This is a genomic window from Gilliamella sp. B3022, assembly GCF_028751545.1.
In the GTDB taxonomy this organism is placed as follows: domain Bacteria; phylum Pseudomonadota; class Gammaproteobacteria; order Enterobacterales; family Orbaceae; genus Gilliamella.
On the sequence record NZ_CP071867.1, the window covers coordinates 303,674 to 326,904 of the forward strand.

Below are 23,231 nucleotides of genomic sequence, written 5' to 3' on the forward strand. Positions count from 1 at the left end.
GACATATTGATTAGCCATTTTTTAAAAAATGTTATTCATCTGACTCTATTTAATCAGCAAAATCGTGTTGATGAATAAAACGCAAAATCCAGTTTTTCAACTAAGTAAGTAACGAGTTCAAAACCCCAATAAGTACAAAATAACAAACTGATTTTCCTTACAAAAAAAAGAACAAAACGATCACTTTGGCACTATTGATAATCTCAAAAATTGAGCGCATAGTAAGACAATCAATTTTGATAAATTATAACAATCATTAGTAAGCATGGTGAATTAAAGAAAAAATTTATCCTAATTAATCACTGCGTACAACTAATCCATCAAAGGGTATCATTTTTTAATGATTCAGTATGAAAAAACTTCTTCATACGAAAAAATTTTGGATGGTAGGTATAAAAACAATGTTCAACATAACAATCTTAGGTTAACCAAGGACATTATGATTAAATTCGCAACAATAGGTAGCAACTGGATCACAGAAAAATTCATTGATGCAGCACTGCAAACGGGTCAATATCAACTCACTGCAATTTATTCACGAGATATAAATAAAGCGCGGCAGTTTGCGCAAAAATATCATGTTGAAACTTTTTATGATGATTTAACCCAATTAGCTAATGATCGCAATATTGACGTAGTTTATATTGCTAGTCCCAATTCACTACATTTTGCTCAAGCACAATTGATGTTAAAAAACAATAAAGATGTAATTTGCGAAAAACCATTAACCTCAAATTTGCGACAAACCCAAAAATTATTAGATATCGCAAGACAACATCATCAAATTATTTTCGAAGCGTTAAAAACCTATTACTTACCTAATTATCAATTAATCCAAAACTTTCTACCCAAATTAGGAAAGATACACAAAGTATTTTTGAATTATTGTCAATATTCATCACGTTATCCTAATTATTTAAACGGTGAAAATCCCAATACCTTCAATCCTCAATTTTCAAATGGATCGATCATGGATATTGGCGTTTATCCACTTAATTTTGCAATAGGGTTATGGAAAAAACCTAATAGGATAATCGCCAGTGGTTCACGGCTTGATACCGGGGTTGATGCCCATGGTACGGTTCAACTAAACTATGATGATTTTGATATTATTATTTGGCACTCTAAAGTTACTAACTCCTATATTCCAAGTGAGATACAAGGTGAGGATGGTGCATTAATCATCAACCATTTATCGTGCTGTGAAGAAGTTTTTTATCAACCAAGACAAGGGAAACGACAAGAAATAACGCTTAAGCAAAACAGCAACGAAATGTATTATGAAGCACTGGCATTTGCCAAACTTTATCAACAAAGGCAAATCAATCATAAAGCTTTACATTACTCATTAATGTCATCAGCAATACTAACCGAAATAAGAAAACAAATTAGCGTAACATTTCCATCTGATAAAACTTAAAATTTAAAAAATAGATTTCAAAATAACAAAATTGCCACTATCCTTTACGCTCTCCAAAATATGGATTATCCCTTTTTAAGTAATGCACAATGGCAAAACTAAAAGTCATTATGAAAACGATGAGCGAACATTTAAAAGAATCTTGAGAAATGGGTCAACCTGGCTTTTATGGTAATACATTTAACACTTATATACTTATACAAGAAGAAAAAAACAAATAAACAATAGAAGGGATAAAAATCCTTCACCAAAAATTTCAATTTTGGAATTTGATTAAATTTAAAATTAATACGAAAGATCAATCACATATTCATTAAAAAGCGGAATTGCAATCTTACATAAACGTTTAAAGCATGTTTGTAAAAAAAATTTAGGAGTGTATACCGTTTGTTTTTTTATTCTTATCACATTCAACTACAAAATGCAAAACTCGCCTACGTACATTTTTCTTATGTCCTTACCTTATGTCCTTGTGTTTTTATTATGATTCATTCGCATTGTGATTTTAACCATTGCCATAATCTACCCATTTGCCTGTCTTTTCGTCACGTACGCTCCATTCTAAACGGCTTTCTAATATGGCTTGTTGTACTTTTGGGGGGTAGTCCGATAAGGTGGTTTCTTTCGGGATTGGTTTGCCTGGTTTGCCGGCTTGACGAATCACTTTTGACCAACGGGGTTGCCAGCATAAACATTCCGAAATAAAGTAACCCACAGTATAAAACGGCAATAAAATTAAAAATACCGGGATTAATAAAATATACATCCAAAAAGTAGGCGCATTTTTTGCTGCGTGAATCATCGGGCTTACATGACCACTAAAACCGTGGAAAGGCATCGGTAAATGGGTGCTTAAACGGGGTTTAGGTAGAGTATCCGGTCCATGCTCCATATAACGGCGGATAAATTCCCATTCGTCTTTATAGTCTTGTGGATTATAGGTGTTTTTGCCAATGCCCACTGAGTACGCTCTATCGGAAAACCGGTTTTATACGGGTGAAAGGTCATTAAATTGACCATATTGGTGCCGCCCATATCCGAGCCGCTCTCGCCAAAGTTCGATGGCATAATATGTTCCCATTTAAACACTACTGTGCCACCGCAATATTTAGGGCGCTGAATATAGACTTGCCTTGTCACCCGATTAAAGCGTACCCGAATATGGCGTATGGTGAAGAGTTCAAAACGATAGATATAACGGAAATAGCGGAAACATAAATATGATGTTGGTAAAAAAATAATTGAATAAAAAATTATTGATATAACATGCCCAACAGCATTATTTGTTTCATCAAAATATAATATTAGAAAGCTAACAACACAGTAAAACCCTGAACTAAAAGGAATAAAAAAAACAAGTAAAGATATCCAAGTTTGAATCCCTCGAAAATTTTCAAACATTCCGCCTCGAATTTCTAAATAGCGATCGTTATCAGCGTAGTAAGGTCCTATTGGTCTGGGATTATCACTGACCGATTCTTGGGTATAGTCTTTTTGCACCTCTTTAAGTGTCATATCGGCATGGTTATAGCCCATTTTTAATTTTTTGCGGGTTTCGGATTTCATGGCGTTACCAAACCATAATAAAAATTCGCCTGCGTACATATTAAAAAGTCTCCTGTAGTGCTTGATGCCATTCGGTGAGTTCGTCGCCTAAATCTTTAAATTTTTTACGTTCAAGGCCTTACTTAAACAGCAGCGATCAAACCATTTTTGCATGGCATTGTCATCAAAAATAATCAGGTAGACACTGACCACAATAATAATCATAGACGCGTAAAAATTAATTTCCGCCAGCCACACTGCCGCAGCTCGACCAATGGCAAAGCGACCGATGACTATCGCGACTTCAGCTACATTTACCCAAAAAGTCCTTTCAATACTGGTTGTGATAATATTATCAAACCATGGCACTAATGCACCTAAAGCAGCTACAAATTGAGAAATACTAAGGGAAAAAGTTGCAAGTGATTTTACATAGTAAGCCATTGCAATATTATAATTATCTTGGCTAACGGCTTTATTACCATCTAAAAAATCCAAAACAGTAGATACTCCCCCAGTCATCAACGCAAAACTCGCCGACCATAAAAATAATCGCCCAAACGCATTATAGGTTACGGTAGCAGTTTTTGATGTTGGGTTACCTTCGATACAACTTTTGATGGCACTGGTCAGGATTTGCGTGCCCGCTGCTGCACTTGCCATTAGGGATGCGGTTAATTCGGCTAATTCTCGTTTGCCATTGATTATTTTTTTGAGTGTTTCGTAACTACTAAATGCAAATACCATCATGGCGATTTTGGTATTGACTAAATCGGCATGGTTGAAATTTTGATGGCAAGTCGGGTGATTTGTCGTGCGCCTCGTTTCGGGATGGCTGTAAAAGAATGCCCATTGATATTATAGCCCGAGTCATACATTTCTAATGCCTTCTCACTAATTTTAGCAAAAATTAAGTTGCCTAGGCGGTTTTGAATTGTTTGATTAAATTTTTGAGTCGTGACTCTTAAAAAACTTCTGACAAGATCAGCAAAGGGAACCGATAACAATGCTATTGGAAAACCGCGATCCGCTATCTGATTGATAATCGACCCAGTCCGATTAACATGTTTAGTCAATTTGTTGAGTAAGTTAATCGCTTTATCGACATTTGGCTGATTGCTATTATTATCAGCAGACTCATTAATCGCTATGTTTTGTTGAATATCCAAGTATTCGTTAATATCGGCGATTAACGCTTTGTTGTTAAATAGGTAGGTTCGCATACATAAGTTGGTCGGAGTCACTTGCGGTTCAAGCCACCATTCGTCTAACACTTTTCTGACTTTTGATGATCCACTTGCACCACACAAGCAAACCCCCATTTGTAATTGAAACATGATTCCGTATAGCGGAATGGTATCATCATATAAGTCTAGTGCCGAGATTAATTGATGCGATTTTAACCACTTTAAGTAATCATCAGCACGTTTTTCGGCAAGTTGTTCGGCACTTTGGCTTAGTTCATTGAATTCTTGTTCAAAACGTTTAAATTTGTCTTGCGATAGGCGATCCCAATAGAATTTTTGAAACTCTTTTTCAGACAGTTCTTCCGTTTTTTGCTTGATTAAGGCTTCTTCGGCATTTTGAAATATTTCCCGACTTTTATTATTCGATAGATCACCAATTGCAGGAAGGGGGATTTTGTCGTTACCCCAATTTGCAACCTTTTCCCACTGTTTATTGTGCTTGATTAGTTGCTTGATTAGTTGCCTGATTCGATGGTTATGAAAGGATTGTTTAAAACCTAATAGCTGGCGGTAGACAATTAAACGGTGTTCGTTGGATATGCCTTCTGAATCCTTGTGTTCCATCCATGGTTTCATCTGGTGTTCAAGTGCTTGATGATATCGATTATTTAAACTTTGGGTAATTCCAATGGCATCATTAACGACTATGGCAACCCCTTGCTGTTTTTTTAGAAAGTTTTCAAAGTGCATATGATTATTGTGTAAATCCTTACCATTTTCTCCGCCAAGAGTGATTAATTTTTTATAGTGAGGAATATAAGAAACATATCTTTTATCTGTTGTATTAGGGGTAACAACTAATTATTTATTAAAATTAAATTTATGCATCGCAGTGCTGTAATCTTCTAACCATTTTTTCAATCTCCTATGTTATTTATGCTTTATTTAACGCTTTGATTAATATTGTATTTTTATTAGAATATTATTTAATATAGAAGAATAAAGGTGATGAAAAATGCCTTTGATTAGTCTAATTTAAACTTTGTCATAATCGTTATTCAAAATTAATATTACCCATATTATCAATTAAATAATAACTTACCTTATGTTGTTCAGTCATAAGCTTGTCTGTTTCTATATCAATGCAATATTCTGATTCTATTATTTCAAATTTCTTATTTTTATAAATACCTGTTCTTTTATTGATTGAGCACTCTGCTTGTGCACCATCCACAACAATCATTTTGCTAATCAGTTGATTACTCTTATCAAAAATCTGTAATTCAAGAGTTGGAAGGTTATAATATGAATCTTGATCATTACGATCCCAATAAGCAAAAAGGAACACATTTAGCTTGTTATCAAGCAGAAGCTTTTTAAATAATATAGCTTCACCTGTGTAAGGTTTTCTATGATCAACCATGCTTAATAAAGGTGTATTGGGATCATAAAGCGCATTCAATGGATTTTTTTCATCATATATTTGATTATTATCCGCAAAAAAGTCTTTCAAAGAATGATAGGAAGATGTTTTTTTTTGAATATCCTTTAAATTCATAAAGGATATTATTAAGATTTTTATCTTCTACAAAAGAAAAGAACGAGACTAATAAAATGCATATATAGAAAAATGGAAATCTGATCATTTTTAATCCTGTACATTTATAATTAAGTTAAAATCAAAACCGCATATATGTAAATGATAATTATATCTATATCCATTTGGCGGATCTTTTTTCATATGTTTTGTATATTTAAGTAAAGTATTTGATTGTTTCTTATATGTAAGATATTCCGAATACATTAACGACGTTCTAGCCCAACCAAATTTATATAATGCAGTATTAAATTTTTCTTGCTCATCAAAATCAAAAGTTGAATAAGATAGCAACATTGGCTCACCATTTCTCTTTTCTGATATATACCTTAGGTCGCCTGCAATCCCATTTATATGAGATTTGCTCTCTACAGATTTAGCGTCATGAGTGCTAAATCCGTTAAAGCCTAAATAATCAGCATTTAGTTCTAACATAGCGCCGAGCAACCCAGCAAAACAACTAGGATTTATATACCATCTATGATGATCACTATTAAATGTTGCAAATTTTGCTTTAACACTACCATCAGATGAAATGTAACCATTTTCAAATTCCTTAACATTAATTAATTCCACGTTTTGTGCTTGTGGAATATTTCCTCTTGCCATAGCCTTAGTCACATGAACAGTAAAAATACCTAACTCATGTATTTTTTTATTCTTATCATGATAGACATATTTATATTTTCGCTCAAAACCAGGGAGTATGTTTCATGTATATGCTTTTCGATTTTTCCATCTTGATAGATATGATATGTCACAATGCCTGCTTTAAATTTAAAGTAATTCATAAGGGCAACTGATGCATAAACCAAACTTTACCATTTTGACTTAAAGTGGCAGGTGTTGATGAAGTTTCAGTTTGTTTAGTTGAGGGGGGTGATGTTTTACTGTTTTCAGTGGTCGTATCACTTTGTTGTGTCTGCTGCTTTTCTAATGCTTGTATTTTGCCATATAAAGCTAATTGTCCTTGTGTCAATTTCTTTTCGGGTGCATCTTTATAATCTGCTGGAAAACGCTCATATTCTCTTCTTTGTTGTTCTAAGCCTTGTTTTATTGATTCTTGTTTGCTTGCATCCATCTTACTAATATATGCATCACGTTTTGCTTCATCACCGTCTTTTATATAACCCAAATAGTTTTCCGCATCACCAGTCATTTCACTGTTTAATGCTTCCCATTCCGGTCGCTTTCCTTCTAAATCCAGCTCTTCATACCATTCACTTTTATAATTTACTAGTAAAGCAATTAAGATTTAAGGGTTTTCATTTTTATCAATAAATACAAGCATCAATAGCTGAACAATGAAGCCATTTTTTTATGATTTTATTTTTCGATGTAGTATACTCAATATGATAAAATTCATTATTCTTCGTCAATAAATGAACTACATCACCTTTAATTAAATACATTTTTGTTTGTTTATTCATATTGGGATTATTGAATAAATAAGACTTCATGACTAAATTATAAGCATTTTCATAATTAATTTTAATATTACCCTTAACACAATGACCTTTTTCTTTACCATTTTTCCACCCATCAAATGTAGGCCTTACTTCACCAAATAACTCATCGTTATTGAAGAAACTATCCAAATTAATTTTAATGTGGCTATAACAATATTTTACTGTGAATTTTCCGTTTGATGACCATTCCTGTGTTTCATAGCTTACTTTATTAAGCATATATAAATTAGTATTTTTATCTAAACCTATATCATAATAAATTTTGAAATACCCTCTATCAGGAAAAGATGTAATTACTCTTATTAAATTATTTTCATCATAACGAGTTAATAATCTCTCAAAACGATTGCCACCATCTTCATCAAAACTAGGGATTTTTGTAATCAAATTGTTATTATGATAAAGTTCAATTACATTCCTTTTATTTTCTGTATCAATAATTGCCTTATTAATCACATTGTGATTAATATTAAATGTCAATTTCTCAGCATATGAATACCTAAAGAAAACAATCAAAAAGACAAATAATATTAGTTTAAATTTTATTGATACATTCATCATAATCAAAAATCTCTTTTAATTTGTTTGTGTATTTAATACGCTCATTTAAATGATTGTATCCCCCATTAACTAAATATGTTACCTGCTCCACATGATCTCGATCAGCGACTATATTAATATCTATTGTGGTATAAATAGCCATTTTGGTTTTTTTATAATATTGCCATTCTCCATTTAGTTTGGTACTACTTTTAAGATATTCTCCTTTATCTAGCAATTTTCCTCTTGTCCAAAAATAACCTCCCACATCTATTGCAATATGTAAATCACTATTTAATACTTCGTAATCTTTTTCAAAATCAAACTTACCCAAAAAGTTAAAATATTGTTTATATCCTATAGTACCATTTTTATTTCCAGCATGGGTTAGTTGAATTATTCCTCTACCTCTCCAAGGATCATATGAAAAACTTTCACCATATTCTTTTAAAGTTTGAAATTTATCAGACTCTACAAAAGATTGAGCTATAAAGTGTATTTTCCTTATACATGTATTAATATTATATTTTTTCATCATTTGATTTAATTCTTCAGTAAAACGTTGATAAGTTTTATCTTTATTATCTAATTTACAATTCTTTTTTGAAAACAACTCTAAAGTATTTAAACCAGCTGATTGCCTTAACTGTTTAACTATCATTTCAATATCGTTAACATCAAAATCCCGATTACAATAACATCGTTTAAACATCTGTATTGCAATCGGGTGCATAAACCAAACTTTACCATTTTGACTTAAAGTGTCAGGTGTTGATGAAGTTTCAGTTTGTTTAGTTGAGGGGGATGATGTTTTACTGTTTTCAGTGGTCGCATCACTTTGTTGTGTCTGCTGCTTTTGCTTAGCTAAACCTTTGGCGACATCATCCCACCAGAGCATTTTTGTCGCTTTTTCTTTGGTTTTTTCCCATAATTCTGACTTCTGTTCTAACTCTTTTATTTTACCCAATAAGTTAAGTTGCTCTTGTGCTAGTTTCTTGTCGGGTGCATCTTCATAACCATCTGGAAAACGTTGATAATCTCTTTTTTGTTGTTCTAAGCCTTGTTTTATTGATTCTTGTTTGCTTGCGTCCATCTTACTAACATATGCATCACGTTTTGCTTCATCGCCGTCTTTTATATAACCCAAATAGTTCTCCACATCATCGGTCATTTCACTGTTTAATGCTTCCCATTCCGGTCGCTTTCCTTCTGCATCCAACTCTTCATACCATTCACTTTGATAATTTACTAACAGCCGTCCCAGTGCCGTTGTTAAGTGTGGTTTTTCGGATATCCCTTTAAAACATTTGCAATATCAAATATTCATTATGAGCATTATCAAAAATTCATATATTTCAATAACTTTTTAATTAATAAAAAACCTTATTACTTATCTAAAAATTTTTAATCTTCATAAGGATCATCTACAAATTTTCTACAATTACTTAACTCTTTAGGTGTGCATTCTCTTTGTTTTGTAAACACCAATAGATTAGAATTTACGACCATCGTTCCAACCTCTTTATACAAACATTCTGTTTCAACATGTTTATAACGGTTATTTTCTAAGTATTTAAAATTATTTTTCAACGATATAACTTCATCTTCTTTTTTGCCCGGACAGTATTTGTAGCTATAAGCAAATTTATCTTCATCATCAATGCTGAAATCATTACCGTAAAGATTCAATTTGACAAATTTCTGCTGTTTTTTGTCATAAGAGTAAGCATAATATTTATCAATATTATTTGAACCCGACAGTTGATCTTTAACGATGAAAAAGGAATTATTATTTCCATAAAAATTAAAATCAAAACTTTCATTAGTTTTGATGCTAACATAACCATGGAACTCACATTCACTTATATCATCGATGACTTGAATAAGACGACCATCTTTTTTATTGAAGATTTTGACACCCACAATATGTGCTTTTTCCTTTTGATTTTTAGACACTATCACTTTAAAATAAAAATCTTTTGTGCTATCTCTCTGTAAATAATCTATATTGCTGAATTCCGCTTCATCTAATGAATATTCGTTATATTCAAATATTTTATCTAAATTAATCTTACTATCTTTACCAAAAGCATATCCTGCTAGCTGTTGGTAATTTTCCGAACCATCATTAAAAGTCACAACATTGAAATCTTTAATAAATATTTTATCAATCATCTTTTTATATGAATTTGCATAATAAGTTTTGAAATTAAATTCATTAGCATTGTTTTTTACAAAATCTAATAATCTAACTTGATAATCTTTACCATTTGTATGAACAAAAACAGCCGTTTCAGAATCAAAATAAAAATCAGCTTCATTTCTTCCTACATTACCAGTATAAACACGGAAAATAGCTTGACTAATAGCAGGAATTAATAATAGAAAGAGTAGAATTATTTTTTTATAACTCATTTGTTATTCCTTAATTTATTTAGTATACAGCTGGATTCATACTTATCAGTCACACAGCTATTAATAATCATCATAATCATTGGTATCTATATAATTGCGACAAAAGTTCAACTCATTAAGTGTACATGCCCTTTGTTTTTTAAACTCATATCGACCATTATTTTCGTGATAACTATCCTCCTGAAATAAGCATTCTGTTGAAATTCGTTTATAACGGTTATTACCTATGTATTGAAAATTATCGGTGAGAAATATTTGGGATCTTTCTTTTTTACTTGGACAGGTTTTGTGGCTAATAGCCTCTTTTTCTTTATAATCAAAACGAAAATCATTAACATCAAGATTTAATTTAACAAATTGTTGTTGGGTTTTATCATAAGCGTAATAATCTGCTATTTGATTAGGACCATAATTTCTATTTTTAGTCAGATAAAAATCATTATTATCACCATCAAAATTGAAATCAAAGCCTTCATGTGTTTGAATACTAACATAAGAATTAAATTCACACCCTTTTATTCCCGTAATAGTCTGAATAAGGTGACCATCCTGTTTGCTATAAATTTTGATCCCCACAATTTTTGCTTTTTCTCCTTTTTTCTTTGATACCACCACTTTAAAATAAAAATCTTTAGTGCTACTTTGTTGTAAATAATCTACATTATTAAATTCTACTTTGCGTAATGAATGTTCATCGTATTCACCGTATTCAAATGTTTTGTGTAAATCTACCTTATCACCATTAGGTGTATAGCCTGTAAGCCGTTCTGAATCAAAAATATCAACATTCTCAATCACTGGATTAACATTATTAGATTTGAATTTACTGGGATTACGAATCTGACTTATATCAAGACTCTTAACTTGATGATCTTTATCATCAATATAAACCGCAACATCATATTCAAAATAAAATTCAACTTTATCTTGACCAATGCTACCTGTGTAAATGCGACTTAATTCTGCTTGGCTAATTGTTGGTATTAGTGATATTAGAAGTAAAATAGGTTTTATATAATCCATCTTGTTATTCCTTAATTTATTTGTATTTTTTATATCATTGTTTTACTTAATCTTATTTCTCTTTTTTAACCATTTATTCTTGAATTCTTCTCTCTTTCACTTTTGTCTGCTCAGCTACATCAATTGCCTGTAAATTAACAAAGAATGCCGGATTGATTTTGTAGGCTAGTCTATCGTTTTGTGCATTTTTTGTATTAGTCCGATTACCATTTTTTTTCATAGCAATTTCAAAATGTAAATGAGGATTACAAAGTCCTTTAGCGTTACCTGTATCACCTGTATAGCCTATCAAATCACCCGATTTAACCTTGTTCCCGACTTTTAAGTCAGCACGTTTATCACTTAAATGACAATAACGTAAGTAAAAATGGTCAGCATTAATATCAAAATCATCAGCTTGAACTATCTCTTGTTTGTCGGGTTCATTAAATTCAAGCGTATAGTCATTTCTTGATGCACGTAAATCATCACCCTTGACTTTTATTACTAATACGTTTCCATATCCACCCTCTACTTCATATTGGACTATTTCTCCATCTAAACACGCGTAACATGCGGTATTTATGTCTGCAAATAAATCTAAACCTGTATGAGCTTTCGCGCCCTGATTTCTTACAAAACCAAAAGCACCATTCCAATTATTAAGATTTGTATTTGAGCTATAACAAGTGCGTTGTGGGTGCTCTAAAGGTTCATGCCAGAGTTTTCTTTTAGCATTAAAATAATCCACCATCGCTACAGGATGCATAAACCAAACCTCACCGTTTTGGCTTAACGTGGCTGGCGTTGATGATGTTTCGGTTTGTTGCTTTGAGCTGTCTTCTGTTTTATCTTTTTCTGTTTCAGTGTCACTTTGTTCTGTCTGTTGACTTTGCTTAGCTAATCCTTCGACTACATCGTCCCACCACAGCATTTTTGTCGCTTTTTCTTTGGTTTTTTCCCATAATTTATACTTATCTTCTAACCCATTTATTATGCCCAATAATTTAAGTTGCTCTTGTGCTAATTTCTTGTCGGGTGCATCTTCATAACCATCTGGAAAACGTTGATAATCTCTTTTTTGTTGTTCTAAGCCTTGTTTTATTGATTCTTTTTTGCTTGCGTCCATCTTACTAACATATGCATCACGTTTTGCTTCATCACCTTCTTTTATATAACCCAAATAGTTTTCCGCATCACCAGTCATTTCACTGTTTAATGCTTCCCATTTCACCCGTTTATCTTCAGTATTTACCTCGGCATACCATTCTCTAAACTATAGTTTCTGCATAAAAGTTGTTTGTATTGTTAAATAAGATTATTTAATGGTATAAATTCCAAATTGAAGCCTTAGATTGGCTCTGCTTGCAGTATTTAATTTTTACAGTAATTCTGGGGTAAACTTATAAAAAAATCTAAAATAAATTATGACTAACTTGAAATTAAATTCCATTTATTCCTAAAATAACTTCCAATTTAAACACTATTGTTCTACATTAATAGTGTAGGTTTTTTCAAATTCTTCTGCCGGTTGATGCAGCGTATCTAAGGTAATACCATGCATTTTAATTACTATGGTTCCTGTTACTAGAGGAGTCCCCTTAATAGTAAGATGATTATATGCATGCTTTGCATCTAAATCGAAAGGCGCTAATTCAAGACCGGAATTTTTGGGCTCAATTCGATAATCAAAAATTCTATCAATTACAGGACTAAGTTGGATATAAATTTCAGCATAATAAGGTTTATTTAATGTGGCATCAGGTAAATTTTTCGGTAAAATTTTCCCTTTTGATACGCAACCAGCAAGCATAAAGATCAAAAATAGTTTGATTAGTGAGGTTAAATAATATCGTGATTTTTTCATATAATTTATTCCAATTTAAATACTATTGTTCAACATTAATAGTATAGGTTTTTTTAAATTCTTTTCCCGAATACATTGTTCCAAAAGTACTACCTGCAATTTTAATCTTAATCATTCCGGTTACTTTAGTGCTTCCTTTTACAGCAAGATGATTATATGCAGCAGGTGAGTTTAAATCGTAAGGCGCTAACTCAAGTCCTGAATTTTCAGGTTCAATTTGATAATGAAAACTTCTACCAATTACAGGACCCGGACCAACGTAAATAAAAATTTCAGCATAATAAGGTTTATTTAATGTGGCATCAGGTAAATTTTTCGGTAAAATTTTTCCTTGTGATACGCAACCAGCAAGCACAAAGATCAAAAATAGTTTGATTAGTGAGGTTAAATAATATCGTGATTTTTTCATATAATCCCCATAGTTAGGTTTATTTAATTTTTATTAACTAAAGTATTTTTTTAAGGAATTTTACTCACAATAATAGCAGCAAACGAACATTGCACAACATCTTTCAAAAAGATTCCAGCTCTCAACCAATTTTTCACCTCCCCCCATGAAAATAGTTCAAGCTGAATCTCTTCCGTTAATGAGGTTTGTTCGGTTATGTCTTGACCATTAAGTAATTTTAATTTGTCTGTCCAAACTATCCAGTGATCTTTAGTCTTAGATTTCTCGCCATATAGAAGTAGCGATGAGGCTATTAGTACGACAACATGGGTATCCGGGCGTATATAAGAATTTAAACGACATAAATCGGCCAAAGTTAAATGTAGTCCAATAATCTGTGTCGTTATATTTGTATTAATGTCATATAAAATTTTAGCACCAGACTTTTCAAACCATGTTTTAAGGTCACCAGAGGTGGTAATACCTTGAGCTTGATCATCAGGTGAGTCGTAAGCAAAAAGATTATTTTCTGAATCCCTTAAACTCGCTAAGGTCATCCAATCTATGGGTGGTGTTTTTGGTTGATTATCTTCTCTAAAAAACTTACTAGGGTGACGACAACCATAACTTGGTTTTATTTTTAAAGTGCCAATTTTAGTTTCTCCCGATTCCCAAAGCTCTTTTACAACCTGTTGATATAAATCTGATCTATCCATTAATAAACAATAAAAGAACACTGCCGGTCCACATAAACTAGCATTACCTTGATAAGGAAAATCATATTTTTTTTTCAATCTTTCTTTTAAATCTTGTTCAACTACAGTTTTATCAAAAGGATCTAACAGAACAGCTGGTGGGCGTTCTTTAACCTCAAAAGCTTTTGATTTTAAAGTTATTTTAACTTCATATATAGGTACTTCTCCATATTGAGATTTTTCGGTTGTTTCATTGTATTCAAACTCCCTTGATATACCCCACTTTTTTTCTGACGTGACGAACCCCTTAAGCGGAACAATTGCTGTCATAGGTTCAGGTAATACTTCATATTCATCCTCACCTAGTTTATGGTATAGATTTAGCTGTAATATATAAGATGTAGTATCGGCTTCTGAAACATCTAGTGAAGGATGAACTAGCGTTTTCTTATCAGATTGTAATGGCCGTTTACCTGTAGATTCTAAAACATAAATTTTATTACCTTTATCATCTATTTTATATAACTCCATTTCATAAATAATATATCTATGATTGGTTTTTGTCTTTATACTTGTGTAGATGTTGTATACTGTCATTTAAGTTTGATCCATTATTTTAATCATTTATTTTTATATTTATATTTAAAAAAAATAACCATCTAATTATTAATGTTTTACAGGTTAATAATTTCTCCCTTACTTGTTTTACTTAGAATTAAGCGAATAACAATTTTTTCTTCTTTTTCAGTATAAAACCTTTCTGTATAACCGTTATCATCAGTTTCACCGCATATAACTGAACCATCTTCCATAAAAGCTAAATATTTTGTCTTTTTATATGGTTCCGCTTCATCATTAACCATAAGGAACTTTAAGCTATATTTATCATTTTGGTCTGATTTATTTGGCAAGAATTCAGTTACAATAGTCTTAGGCAACGTTATCTCTGGTATATCTTTTTGTGCAGTGCCCATTTTTTGCAGAGCATTGCTTTTTATATACACATTATCCGCTGTGCCCAGCTCAATGCCTTCACGGCTGATTTTGATAAAAGAGCCACCACACATTAACGTCAGCTCTTCGCTTGCTGTGAGGGTGAGTTCACCGTCCACACTGTCGATTTTGATATCTTGTTGAGCCGCCATATTCAGGTTGGCATTTTGCGCTTGCAGGTTGATTTCCCCCTGGTTGGCCAACAGTTTCATGCCCGATTTATGGGCAAATAAGCCTATGGCTTCACCGGATGTGACTGTGATGTTTTTCAGGGCATGGATGTCGGTTTGGTGTTCACTGGTTAAGGAAATACTGTTACTCGAGGACAGTTGGATATTTTCCGGACTGGTTAACGCAATGCCTGCCTGTGCATAAGCTAAGATGCCACTTTCAGTGAGCGTCGTTAACGCTGCTTTAAGCTGGTCCTGACTGGCGGTGTCAGCACCGTGTGCGTCGCATTGATTGGCAGCCTGTTGCAGCGCTTTGGCTATCGATAAGGCATTTTCCAGCTGGGTAATGGCGCCTTGCATATCCAGTTGCTGACCTTGCGCTTTGGGCTCGGTTTGTGTCGTCAGGTATAAACCTTTTTCAGCCGCTATCGCCCCCCATTCATCGGTGCGCAGTTCAAACCCTTCGCCCCGTAACGCTTTTTTTTGGTTGACTAAGTGTCCCAGATTGAGTTGCGTTTTGCCGTATTCGGTCGCCAGCTTGATGTGCTCCTGCCCCCGTTTGTCTTCCATGCGCAGTTTGTTATTGGTGGGGGTGCGAATCACATTGCGGTGTTTGTTTATCGTGGTCACCAGGTCAGGGTGCGCACTGTCGTGCAGGGCATGGGCGATATACGGTCGGTCCGGATTGCCGTTGGTGAAGGCGACCGCCACTTGCGTGCCGTCAATGAGCGGAAAGTGAATGCCATAGGTGCTGCCGGCATACGGTCTGGCCAGTCTTAACCATAGGCTCTCTTCCCCGTTTTTCCACGCTTTTAAGTCAAAGTTAAATTTAACCCGATAACGACCCTGTGTATCAATGTAACCGTAAGTGTCATTATCCGGACTGCTTACCCGTGCCGGCAGGGTGCCGTGCACCGTCGGCGCCGGCAGCGGTGCCGGTCGGTAAGGTTTTAAGGCGTGATACGGTATGGCGGTAAAACGCAGTTCGTAAGCTTCGGTGCGGTTGCCTTGCCCTTCCACACTTAATATTATGACGCCCTCATCAATGTCCATCCATGGACTACCGTTAATCTGTATGCGTTGACCCGGTGTCAGATTGGCATGATTGCTTTTCCCGTGGATGATAGTTTGTTGACTGATGGCGTGTTCATGACGTATTCGCGCATACCAGTTACCACTTTCCACCGCATTGTCGTAAGGATTGTTGCTGTTATGATGGCTCTTGTCATTGTCATTGTCATTGTCATTGTCATTGTCATTGTCATTGTCATTGTCATTGTCATTGTCATTGTCATTGCTATTGCTATTGCTATTGCTATTGTGATAATTGTCGTTATTGTTGTTATTGTTGTTATTGTTGTTATTGTTGTTGTTATCTTCCTCTTCCCCGTCTTTCTCTGCCTGACCGTGTGTGGTCAGACCTTTGTAATGCTCATCATAACGGTAATCGGTGCCATAAGTGGTGGTGTCTTTCGGCTGGCTGTTGATTTCACCAACGAAACTGGCGTTGGCATCGCGGTAGTTATAATCCTGCACCTTAACCGAGGATTCGACGACCTGACTGCGCAAGGTGATGTCCCAGACACTTTCCCGTCCACCATCCAGGGTGCCACTGGGCGGTTGGTAACGGATATCCGACGCCTGCCCATACCCCTGCTCGTTATCACTGATGACCATCACATCACAATGATGCTCGCCATGCGTTTCAAACCGGAAATACACTCCCACATCCGCCAGCAGTCGTTGAATGAATGCCAGGTCACTTTCCTGCCATTGCGTGATGAATTCTCGCTCCGGATAGTGATGGTTTAATTCCAGACGATAATCCACCCCCGTATAGCCATGACTGCGCAGCACTTCTTCAACCACACTTATCACGCTTTGTTTCTGAAAAATGGCATAATTGTGACTTAACCCCAGTCTTGCCAATGGTGAGGATAAGACCACCTGATAGCGGACCTCGTCGTGACTGACCGATAACTGTCCAAATGTGGTTATCACACCATAGAGCGTACGTGATGCACCTTGTGAGAATAGGGCGTTCAATGAATTGAGTGGCGTGTTTTGCTTTAACCCGTTTAAGGGCGCTGTCGCGCTTTGAGGATTGACCGACGACTCGGAGGGTTTTAATTCGTGCAATGCATCAAATGGGGTGCTGGCGTTCAGTAAGTCTGAGGCACCCAATGCCAAAGAGGTCAAATCGGCATGAACAGGATTGAAACGAAACCAGGCTTTTTGATTGAGAAACGATTCCGCATCCAGATGTGGATGTGGGCTGGTAAAGGTGATGGTGTAATGCCAGGGCTGGTTGAGTTGTGCATTGCCGGCAACCTGTAAAACCGAAATCGGCGCGCTTTGACCATCGACAGTTAAGGTATAGCGATGGTGACTTACCATTGATATAACATTATTACCATGAATCTTTTCAGTTAAATGACTAACAAAGTTATTGATCTTGCTTTTCACATTGTTTCCTATTTTTATTTTTTCGATCAATTACGTTATTGTTTGTATGGTTATTCTACTTGCTTAAGCCATTTAGCCGCCGTTCTTATGCGTTTTACGTGTATATTTTATTCGCGCTTTACCATCGGGCATAAAGTAAGTGCCATATCGAACCAGCCCACCCTCTTTGAAATAACAAGTCATTTCATAGGCTAATACCATGTTATCATTATTTTTTTCATCTATATTGATAATAATAGCACTTAGCCTTGGTTCATAAGTTAATAGCGTTTGTTCAATAGCCCTCATTAAAACATAAGCTGACGAAGGCAAAGCTTGAAAAACAGTTGACATATCAGGCAATCCATAATCGGGGAGATGCTGAATGGCACCTGCGCGGCTATTTAAGATCCGCTCAATGTTGTCCATCACACTTATGATTGTCTGTTCGTTTTCAGACACATCGTCAATGGCGATACCGGATTCAAAATAGCCATATAGCATGTCATACAAAGATGCACTCATTAATCTTCATCCACTATTTTGATGGTATATTTGCTTGCCTCTATTTTTCGCGCTTTGGTTATGTGTAAATCAGAACGTTTTAAAATTAATCGCCAGCTATCTTCTTTTAGATTGGGTTCTTTATAAAGTGCGACTACTGCTGCAAATTTAGCTCTGTCATCAAATGGAACTTCGATCGAAACAGAAGTATTGGGTTTTAGTACAATTTCTTTAGTATCGAGTAAGGTGGCTTTGAGTTCATCATTATCTTGATCAACCAAATTTTGGTAAGAAGCAGATTTAAATGCATCATCTTTAGTTAATTGATAAATTCGAATAACAACAGGTGATGATTTTTCTTCATCATCAAGATTTAATTCAGCCCTAGCGGTGATATCTAAATGTAATGTTTTAATATCCCACGAAAAAATACTGTTTCCTAAGCTTGATGCACCTTTTGTTACACTTTGGGCTATACCACATCCACTTAAACAAATGGTTAATAGACAAATGATAAATAAATTAATTTTTTTCATAATGATTCCTTTTTTATGCTGTATAATCCATTCCACAATAGTGACCTAAATTTACAGCTACCTTATCTTGAATATACTCGCCATGTTCTGCCATTTTGGTTAATGATGCAGTTTGTCCTAATCGACAATTCTTTGATACAAGCTGGCTACGCGGCAAAAAATTTCGCTTGATATAAAGTGTCATTTTGGCATCAACTTGATAACCTAAATATGCACGCATCAGTGCCATAAGATCCTTATATAACTGCCCATCAGGAAGTAAATCGATTATCTGCTCTTCATGTTGAGGCGTTATGGCTATATGAATTGTTTGATTGCATTCTCTTAAGCGGGATCCTAAAACCGCACTACCATCTAAACCTATTTTGTTCGTTTTATCCCCTACCTGAGCTGGTTTTTCAATAGAGTGCCAAGTAGGATAGAATTCCGTGATTTCAACTTTGGCATCATTAACGATTACTCTTGTTAAACCAGCAATCCCTTCAGCAGTTCGTGTTTTTTGAGTCACTAAACCTAACAGTGCTAAAAATCGCGAAGCTGGTGAGCCTATTTGTTCACTCGTACCTTTTATTATTAGACCTGTTAACCCAAGTAAACACTGAGATATAGAATCTTTACCGCCACTTATAAAACAGGCTGGGTAATGATATTTCAACCAAATTCGATAAAATTGTGTTATAAATCGATGGTTGAATATGTCTAAAAAATCAGTCATTGCGTGATAATTTTCTTCACGGCGAATAATATTGTGCAACAACCCAAAAGGTAATACTGCATCAACGCCATATAAACCTAAAAAACGAGTTCTTACCGTTGCCGGACGATTTATATAGGGTGATCTTTCAATGTATTTCAGCTCACTCGCAGGAAATGACATATCAACTGACGGTGCAAAACGTAAAGGATCACCAGCTGGAGTTTCCAATCGTCCAAGTATAGGTTGTTTAGCATAAAGTTGTTCAAGTAACTGACAAAAACGATAGAAGTTCATTTTTGGCAGTACTTTTTCAAGTTCCTGCATTAAAGCGCTGTTTTCGATATTTTGCTCTGTTTCCATACTATTTTATTTCCAACAGGTAGAAGATTAATGACTAATTGAGTAAATAGATTAACGTCGGCATATAGAGCAAAAAATTGATGTAATAACTCACCAAAAAGCATCACATCACCTTCGCCAGTAAACTGTAAACTATTAATTGTTACTTCGATTTCGATTCCCCTTTGTAACATTCCTTTTTCAATCCGTTTTATCATTCTATGAGATACATCGACGATACCTTCTAAGCGTCGACGATTAAGTTCGTTTTGAGTCCAATCATATAAGGCCAGCGTTCCTCTTAATACTTCTGCGTTAATTAATGATAAATAATTAGGCGCTAAATGTGATAATACTCGCCAATGAAAGCGATCTTCAGTTGGTGGATAACAAGGAAGTGTTGGCGAACACAAATTACGTACACTCGAAATGCTATTTTGTGAGCTGCATAATGATTGGATCCGAGCATTGCTCAACGCTTTCCGAGGTAACATACCATTGGTTCCTGTAACGCGTAATGATAATGTTTCAGCTTCAAGTGTCTCATTTTTATCCCAAATTTTTCCACCCAAAACCAACCATGTATCATGTAATCCTGAAGCTCCTTTTCGAACGTGGGTATGATAATATCTTTCGGGTGCATCATGACGTAACATACCGCCTCTATGTTTAAAGCTTGTAAAAGGGACATAACTGTAGCGACCATTACGAGTTATCGCTTCAACATGTTCAACGGAGTAAATTTCGATGTGTCCATCTTGACGTAATAGGGGTCTAAGCAGATATTCACTTTCTAATTGATTCACTACAATCGGATCGGCTTCCATATCAAATAAATTGATGATTGGCACACAATGTAATCGAATGTTGTCCTTATTAAAAGGCATATCATTTGGCCAAGTTTGATTAAGAATGATTTCAATATCAATGTATTTACAACCTTCCGGAACAGCCTGAACATTTAAACCGTGCAGATCGACAAACATAAATTTTTCACGAAAAGCAAAGTACTCTAATAATAGTTGATAGCCGGCAAAAGCGTTATCGGGTTTTAACCATAAGCGATCTTCTTCACCAAAGCCAACAGGCGTTATGTTTCCTTGTAACTTTACGATTTTATTCGGATCATTGGAATAGCGTAATTGTATGGCTGAAACTTGGTGAATTAATGCATGATGCAAAGTTGAAGCAATTGGCGCATCTGCATTTAAATAGAATCGTAATTTAGATAAATCAACTTGTTCTAAATCAATGAGCTCACCAAAACCTAAACGAATGTTGATAATGTTTCGACCATCATGGTGTATGGCTAAGCTGACTTGATCAATTTTAACCGGTTGTAAAGTGACGTCTTGAGTTGTTCGGAATGGACACCGTGTTCCCGACGGTCCTAAAGGCTCAGTCTGTACTTGTAACCCTTTGGGAATGACTTCCAAACGGGATAGCGTTGAATAATTGGGTGTAAGCTCAATTATTGATAATGAAGGTATTAACCTCAGATAATGGGGCCATAGCAAACTAACAAGGCTTTCCGTCAATTCGGGTAAATCATCATCAATTTTCTGACGTAATCGCCCCATCAAAAAAGCAAAACCCTCAAATAATCTTTCTACATAGGGATCACGATCACCAACACGATCTAAATTCAATTGACCTGCTCTATCAGGATGAATTTTGGCAAACTCTTTTCCTGCTTCCCGCAAGTAACGCATTTCTGATTCATAATAGCGTAAAATTAAATCATCCATTTTTTATCTCTTTTGTTTTCTATTTGTCTAACATCCATCGTATTGTAAGGCGTTATATCACACTCAGTGCCCTAGCTGGATTGAGCTGCATGAGTTCATGTTGCAGCACTTCTATTTGTTCGCCAAAATTTCGATTATTGTTATCTTTCTGTTGATTTTTTTGCTTCATTATTTTTAATAAAAATCGTTTAATCTCAAACAATAATTCTGGCTCCCATTGTAATAAGGTTATTGACTGTTGCTGGTTATTCAATCCGGTTAGTAATGTTAATGCGATATCTTGTTTTCCCAGTTGTTCTGCCACTCTTGCTTGGGTATATTGCAATAAATATTGTTGCTTAGCCGTACGTAATGAGGGCAAACTTTGTATCCATTGGAATGCATTTTCTAAACTTTCTGTGTGAGCTAACTCTAAAGCCTGTTTTTCAATCTCATTCCAATCGTTTTCACCCGATACTGCAATGGGTTTAATACCATCACCTTCATCTAAATGATGTATACGCGCATCGCTGGCTATCCAGCTTAACGTTTCATCATCAGCAAAAGGCATGCCATTTTCGAAATGAAGATGTTCTATTCCCTGTAACCGTTCTAGCATTAAGCCAATATCGGTTAAATAGATATCGGCCCATGACTGATAAGGCTCCCCCATTTTTTTTAAGGCTAAAACAGAAGCTCTCTGTAAATCTAACCAAAAATGATTTGCACTTTCCATAAAAGCACTTTCAACACGTTCAAATAGGGTGGGCCATTGTTTTTGAAGAATCAAACGACTGATGGTTTGTTTCAGTTCCGCTCTGGGTGCTGGTAATCTTGTTTTACCCTTTGTATCTACAGGTGGCAAATCCACAACCATATCCCAACGAATGACTCGTAAAAAACGACCTGCTGCAAGATATCCTTCAGGATTTTCCCGTAAAAACGCTGCCATTTTTCTAGCTTGATCAAGTAAATCTCGTTGAGAGCTTATTTTTATTTCAGCATGACTTGGTTGTACTTCGGATACCGGTGTAGAATTGACCGTTGTTTGAGATGGTTGTTCTTCATTACTGGTTTTAATAGATTGCTTGGTTATATTGCCAAAAAAATGAACCAATGCCGATAAATCAGGAGGTGTTATTGACTGATTAGGCGCTTGTGAATCAAATAATGTTTGACAGATGCTGTCTATTTGACTTAGCGCGGCAATAATACGACTTAACTGCTCATTACTTATCGGTTGTAATTGTGTCAACTTATCTATGAAACGTGCATTAGTAAGCCACTCTATGGCATTTTTGCGTATATTAGGTCTTGAGGGATAAATCAATGGACCAAATTTATCCAGTAAACCCGCTAATATTTCAAGTCCATCAGCGAATCCTTCTACACCATCTTGATTTAAACGCGCCAAACAATAGTAAGTAGCCACTCGAATATCTTTACCGCTTTGTTTAAGTATGTTTTCACTTTCCGTAATAATAAATGGATAATCGATTCCTGAAATTTTGTCTATTTCTTCTTTAATCTCCTGAAAAGAATCATGATAAGTCAAATCTTCACCTGTTGGTTTATCTGAATTGATTGGCTGTAACCAATCATTCCATGTTTGATTTAACTTTTGACTAAGATTGATCTGATCTTCAGTACCGATAAAACGGCTTAATAGTTGACTGAACATTACATTAATCCAAT

Annotated in this window: 22 protein-coding genes; 1 reads left to right on the plus strand and 21 read right to left on the minus strand. The window is 34.9% G+C overall.

All coding sequences use genetic code 11. The features are described from left to right. The first annotated feature begins 439 nt into the window (after nucleotides 1-439). Complete coding sequence (locus tag J4T76_RS01305) at nucleotides 440-1,420, plus strand: Gfo/Idh/MocA family protein (protein ID WP_267341821.1); 981 nt, start codon at nucleotides 440-442, stop codon at nucleotides 1,418-1,420. Nucleotides 1,421-1,925: 505 nt separating this feature from the next. Here J4T76_RS01305 and J4T76_RS01310 read toward each other — a convergent pair. The 21 genes from J4T76_RS01310 to tssA all read right to left on the minus strand — a co-directional run bounded on the left by J4T76_RS01310 (nucleotide 1,926) and on the right by tssA (nucleotide 23,217). Then, nucleotides 1,926-2,312: a hypothetical protein gene (locus J4T76_RS01310; protein ID WP_267356154.1), complete on the minus strand. Its 387-nt coding sequence runs from the start codon at nucleotides 2,310-2,312 to the stop codon at nucleotides 1,926-1,928. Then, nucleotides 2,273-3,025, minus strand: coding sequence for a hypothetical protein (locus tag J4T76_RS01315; protein WP_267356156.1), 753 nt, complete (start codon nucleotides 3,023-3,025; stop codon nucleotides 2,273-2,275). The genes J4T76_RS01310 and J4T76_RS01315 overlap by 40 nt, the downstream gene beginning before the upstream one ends. Nucleotides 3,026-3,073: 48 nt before the next feature. Then, nucleotides 3,074-3,715, minus strand: coding sequence for a hypothetical protein (locus J4T76_RS01320; RefSeq protein WP_267356157.1), 642 nt, complete (start codon nucleotides 3,713-3,715; stop codon nucleotides 3,074-3,076). Nucleotides 3,716-3,732: 17 nt separating this feature from the next. Next, nucleotides 3,733-4,902: a hypothetical protein gene (locus J4T76_RS01325; protein WP_267356158.1), complete on the minus strand. Its 1,170-nt coding sequence runs from the start codon at nucleotides 4,900-4,902 to the stop codon at nucleotides 3,733-3,735. A gap of 304 nt (nucleotides 4,903-5,206) precedes the next feature. Then, nucleotides 5,207-5,710 carry a hypothetical protein gene (locus J4T76_RS01330; RefSeq protein WP_267356159.1) on the minus strand — a complete coding sequence of 168 codons (504 nt, stop codon included), beginning with the start codon at nucleotides 5,708-5,710 and terminating at the stop codon, nucleotides 5,207-5,209. 90 nt (nucleotides 5,711-5,800) lie between these two features. After that, nucleotides 5,801-6,358: a hypothetical protein gene (locus J4T76_RS01335; protein ID WP_267356160.1), complete on the minus strand. Its 558-nt coding sequence runs from the start codon at nucleotides 6,356-6,358 to the stop codon at nucleotides 5,801-5,803. A gap of 178 nt (nucleotides 6,359-6,536) precedes the next feature. Beyond that, the gene (locus tag J4T76_RS01340; protein WP_267346161.1) at nucleotides 6,537-6,908 is read right to left on the minus strand and encodes a hypothetical protein; all 372 of its coding nucleotides are present in this window, start codon (nucleotides 6,906-6,908) and stop codon (nucleotides 6,537-6,539) included. A gap of 115 nt (nucleotides 6,909-7,023) precedes the next feature. Beyond that, nucleotides 7,024-7,779 carry a hypothetical protein gene (locus J4T76_RS01345; RefSeq protein ID WP_267341809.1) on the minus strand — a complete coding sequence of 252 codons (756 nt, stop codon included), beginning with the start codon at nucleotides 7,777-7,779 and terminating at the stop codon, nucleotides 7,024-7,026. After that, nucleotides 7,754-8,905 (minus strand): hypothetical protein, encoded by a 1,152-nt coding sequence (locus J4T76_RS01350; protein WP_267372672.1) that lies wholly within the window; start codon nucleotides 8,903-8,905, stop codon nucleotides 7,754-7,756. Before J4T76_RS01350 ends, J4T76_RS01345 begins: the two co-directional genes overlap by 26 nt. A 257-nt stretch (nucleotides 8,906-9,162) precedes the next feature. Then, entirely contained in the window at nucleotides 9,163-10,173 is a 1,011-nt protein-coding gene (locus J4T76_RS01355) for a hypothetical protein (protein ID WP_267346159.1), read from the minus strand. 60 nt (nucleotides 10,174-10,233) lie between these two features. Beyond that, nucleotides 10,234-11,196, minus strand: coding sequence for a hypothetical protein (locus tag J4T76_RS01360; RefSeq protein ID WP_267356162.1), 963 nt, complete (start codon nucleotides 11,194-11,196; stop codon nucleotides 10,234-10,236). A 73-nt stretch (nucleotides 11,197-11,269) separates the two neighbouring features. Next, nucleotides 11,270-12,409 (minus strand): M23 family metallopeptidase, encoded by a 1,140-nt coding sequence (locus J4T76_RS01365; protein WP_267355109.1) that lies wholly within the window; start codon nucleotides 12,407-12,409, stop codon nucleotides 11,270-11,272. Between the two features lie 249 nt (nucleotides 12,410-12,658). Continuing rightward, a complete protein-coding gene (locus J4T76_RS01370; RefSeq protein WP_267342162.1) occupies nucleotides 12,659-13,042 on the minus strand; it encodes a hypothetical protein in 384 nt (127 codons plus the stop codon). A gap of 22 nt (nucleotides 13,043-13,064) precedes the next feature. After that, the gene (locus tag J4T76_RS01375; RefSeq protein WP_267342161.1) at nucleotides 13,065-13,451 is read right to left on the minus strand and encodes a hypothetical protein; all 387 of its coding nucleotides are present in this window, start codon (nucleotides 13,449-13,451) and stop codon (nucleotides 13,065-13,067) included. A gap of 50 nt (nucleotides 13,452-13,501) precedes the next feature. Continuing rightward, a complete protein-coding gene (locus J4T76_RS01380; protein ID WP_267355110.1) occupies nucleotides 13,502-14,722 on the minus strand; it encodes a hypothetical protein in 1,221 nt (406 codons plus the stop codon). Between the two features lie 77 nt (nucleotides 14,723-14,799). Further along, entirely contained in the window at nucleotides 14,800-17,754 is a 2,955-nt protein-coding gene (locus J4T76_RS01385) for a type VI secretion system Vgr family protein (RefSeq protein ID WP_274460501.1), read from the minus strand. Between the two features lie 72 nt (nucleotides 17,755-17,826). Next, nucleotides 17,827-18,258 (minus strand): type VI secretion system baseplate subunit TssE, encoded by a 432-nt coding sequence (tssE, locus tag J4T76_RS01390; protein WP_267339347.1) that lies wholly within the window; start codon nucleotides 18,256-18,258, stop codon nucleotides 17,827-17,829. After that, complete coding sequence (tssJ, locus tag J4T76_RS01395; protein ID WP_267355695.1) at nucleotides 18,258-18,773, minus strand: type VI secretion system lipoprotein TssJ; 516 nt, start codon at nucleotides 18,771-18,773, stop codon at nucleotides 18,258-18,260. The genes tssE and tssJ overlap by 1 nt, the downstream gene beginning before the upstream one ends. 13 nt (nucleotides 18,774-18,786) lie before the next feature. After that, nucleotides 18,787-19,830, minus strand: a complete 1,044-nt coding sequence (gene tssG, locus J4T76_RS01400; protein WP_267345281.1) for a type VI secretion system baseplate subunit TssG — start codon at nucleotides 19,828-19,830, stop codon at nucleotides 18,787-18,789. Beyond that, on the minus strand, nucleotides 19,794-21,557 hold the full coding sequence (tssF, locus tag J4T76_RS01405) for a type VI secretion system baseplate subunit TssF (protein WP_267339350.1): 1,764 nt from the start codon (nucleotides 21,555-21,557) through the stop codon (nucleotides 19,794-19,796). Before tssF ends, tssG begins: the two co-directional genes overlap by 37 nt. Before the next feature lie 52 nt (nucleotides 21,558-21,609). After that, the gene (gene tssA, locus J4T76_RS01410) at nucleotides 21,610-23,217 is read right to left on the minus strand and encodes a type VI secretion system protein TssA (protein WP_267354427.1); all 1,608 of its coding nucleotides are present in this window, start codon (nucleotides 23,215-23,217) and stop codon (nucleotides 21,610-21,612) included. Between the last annotated feature and the right edge of the window lie 14 nt (nucleotides 23,218-23,231).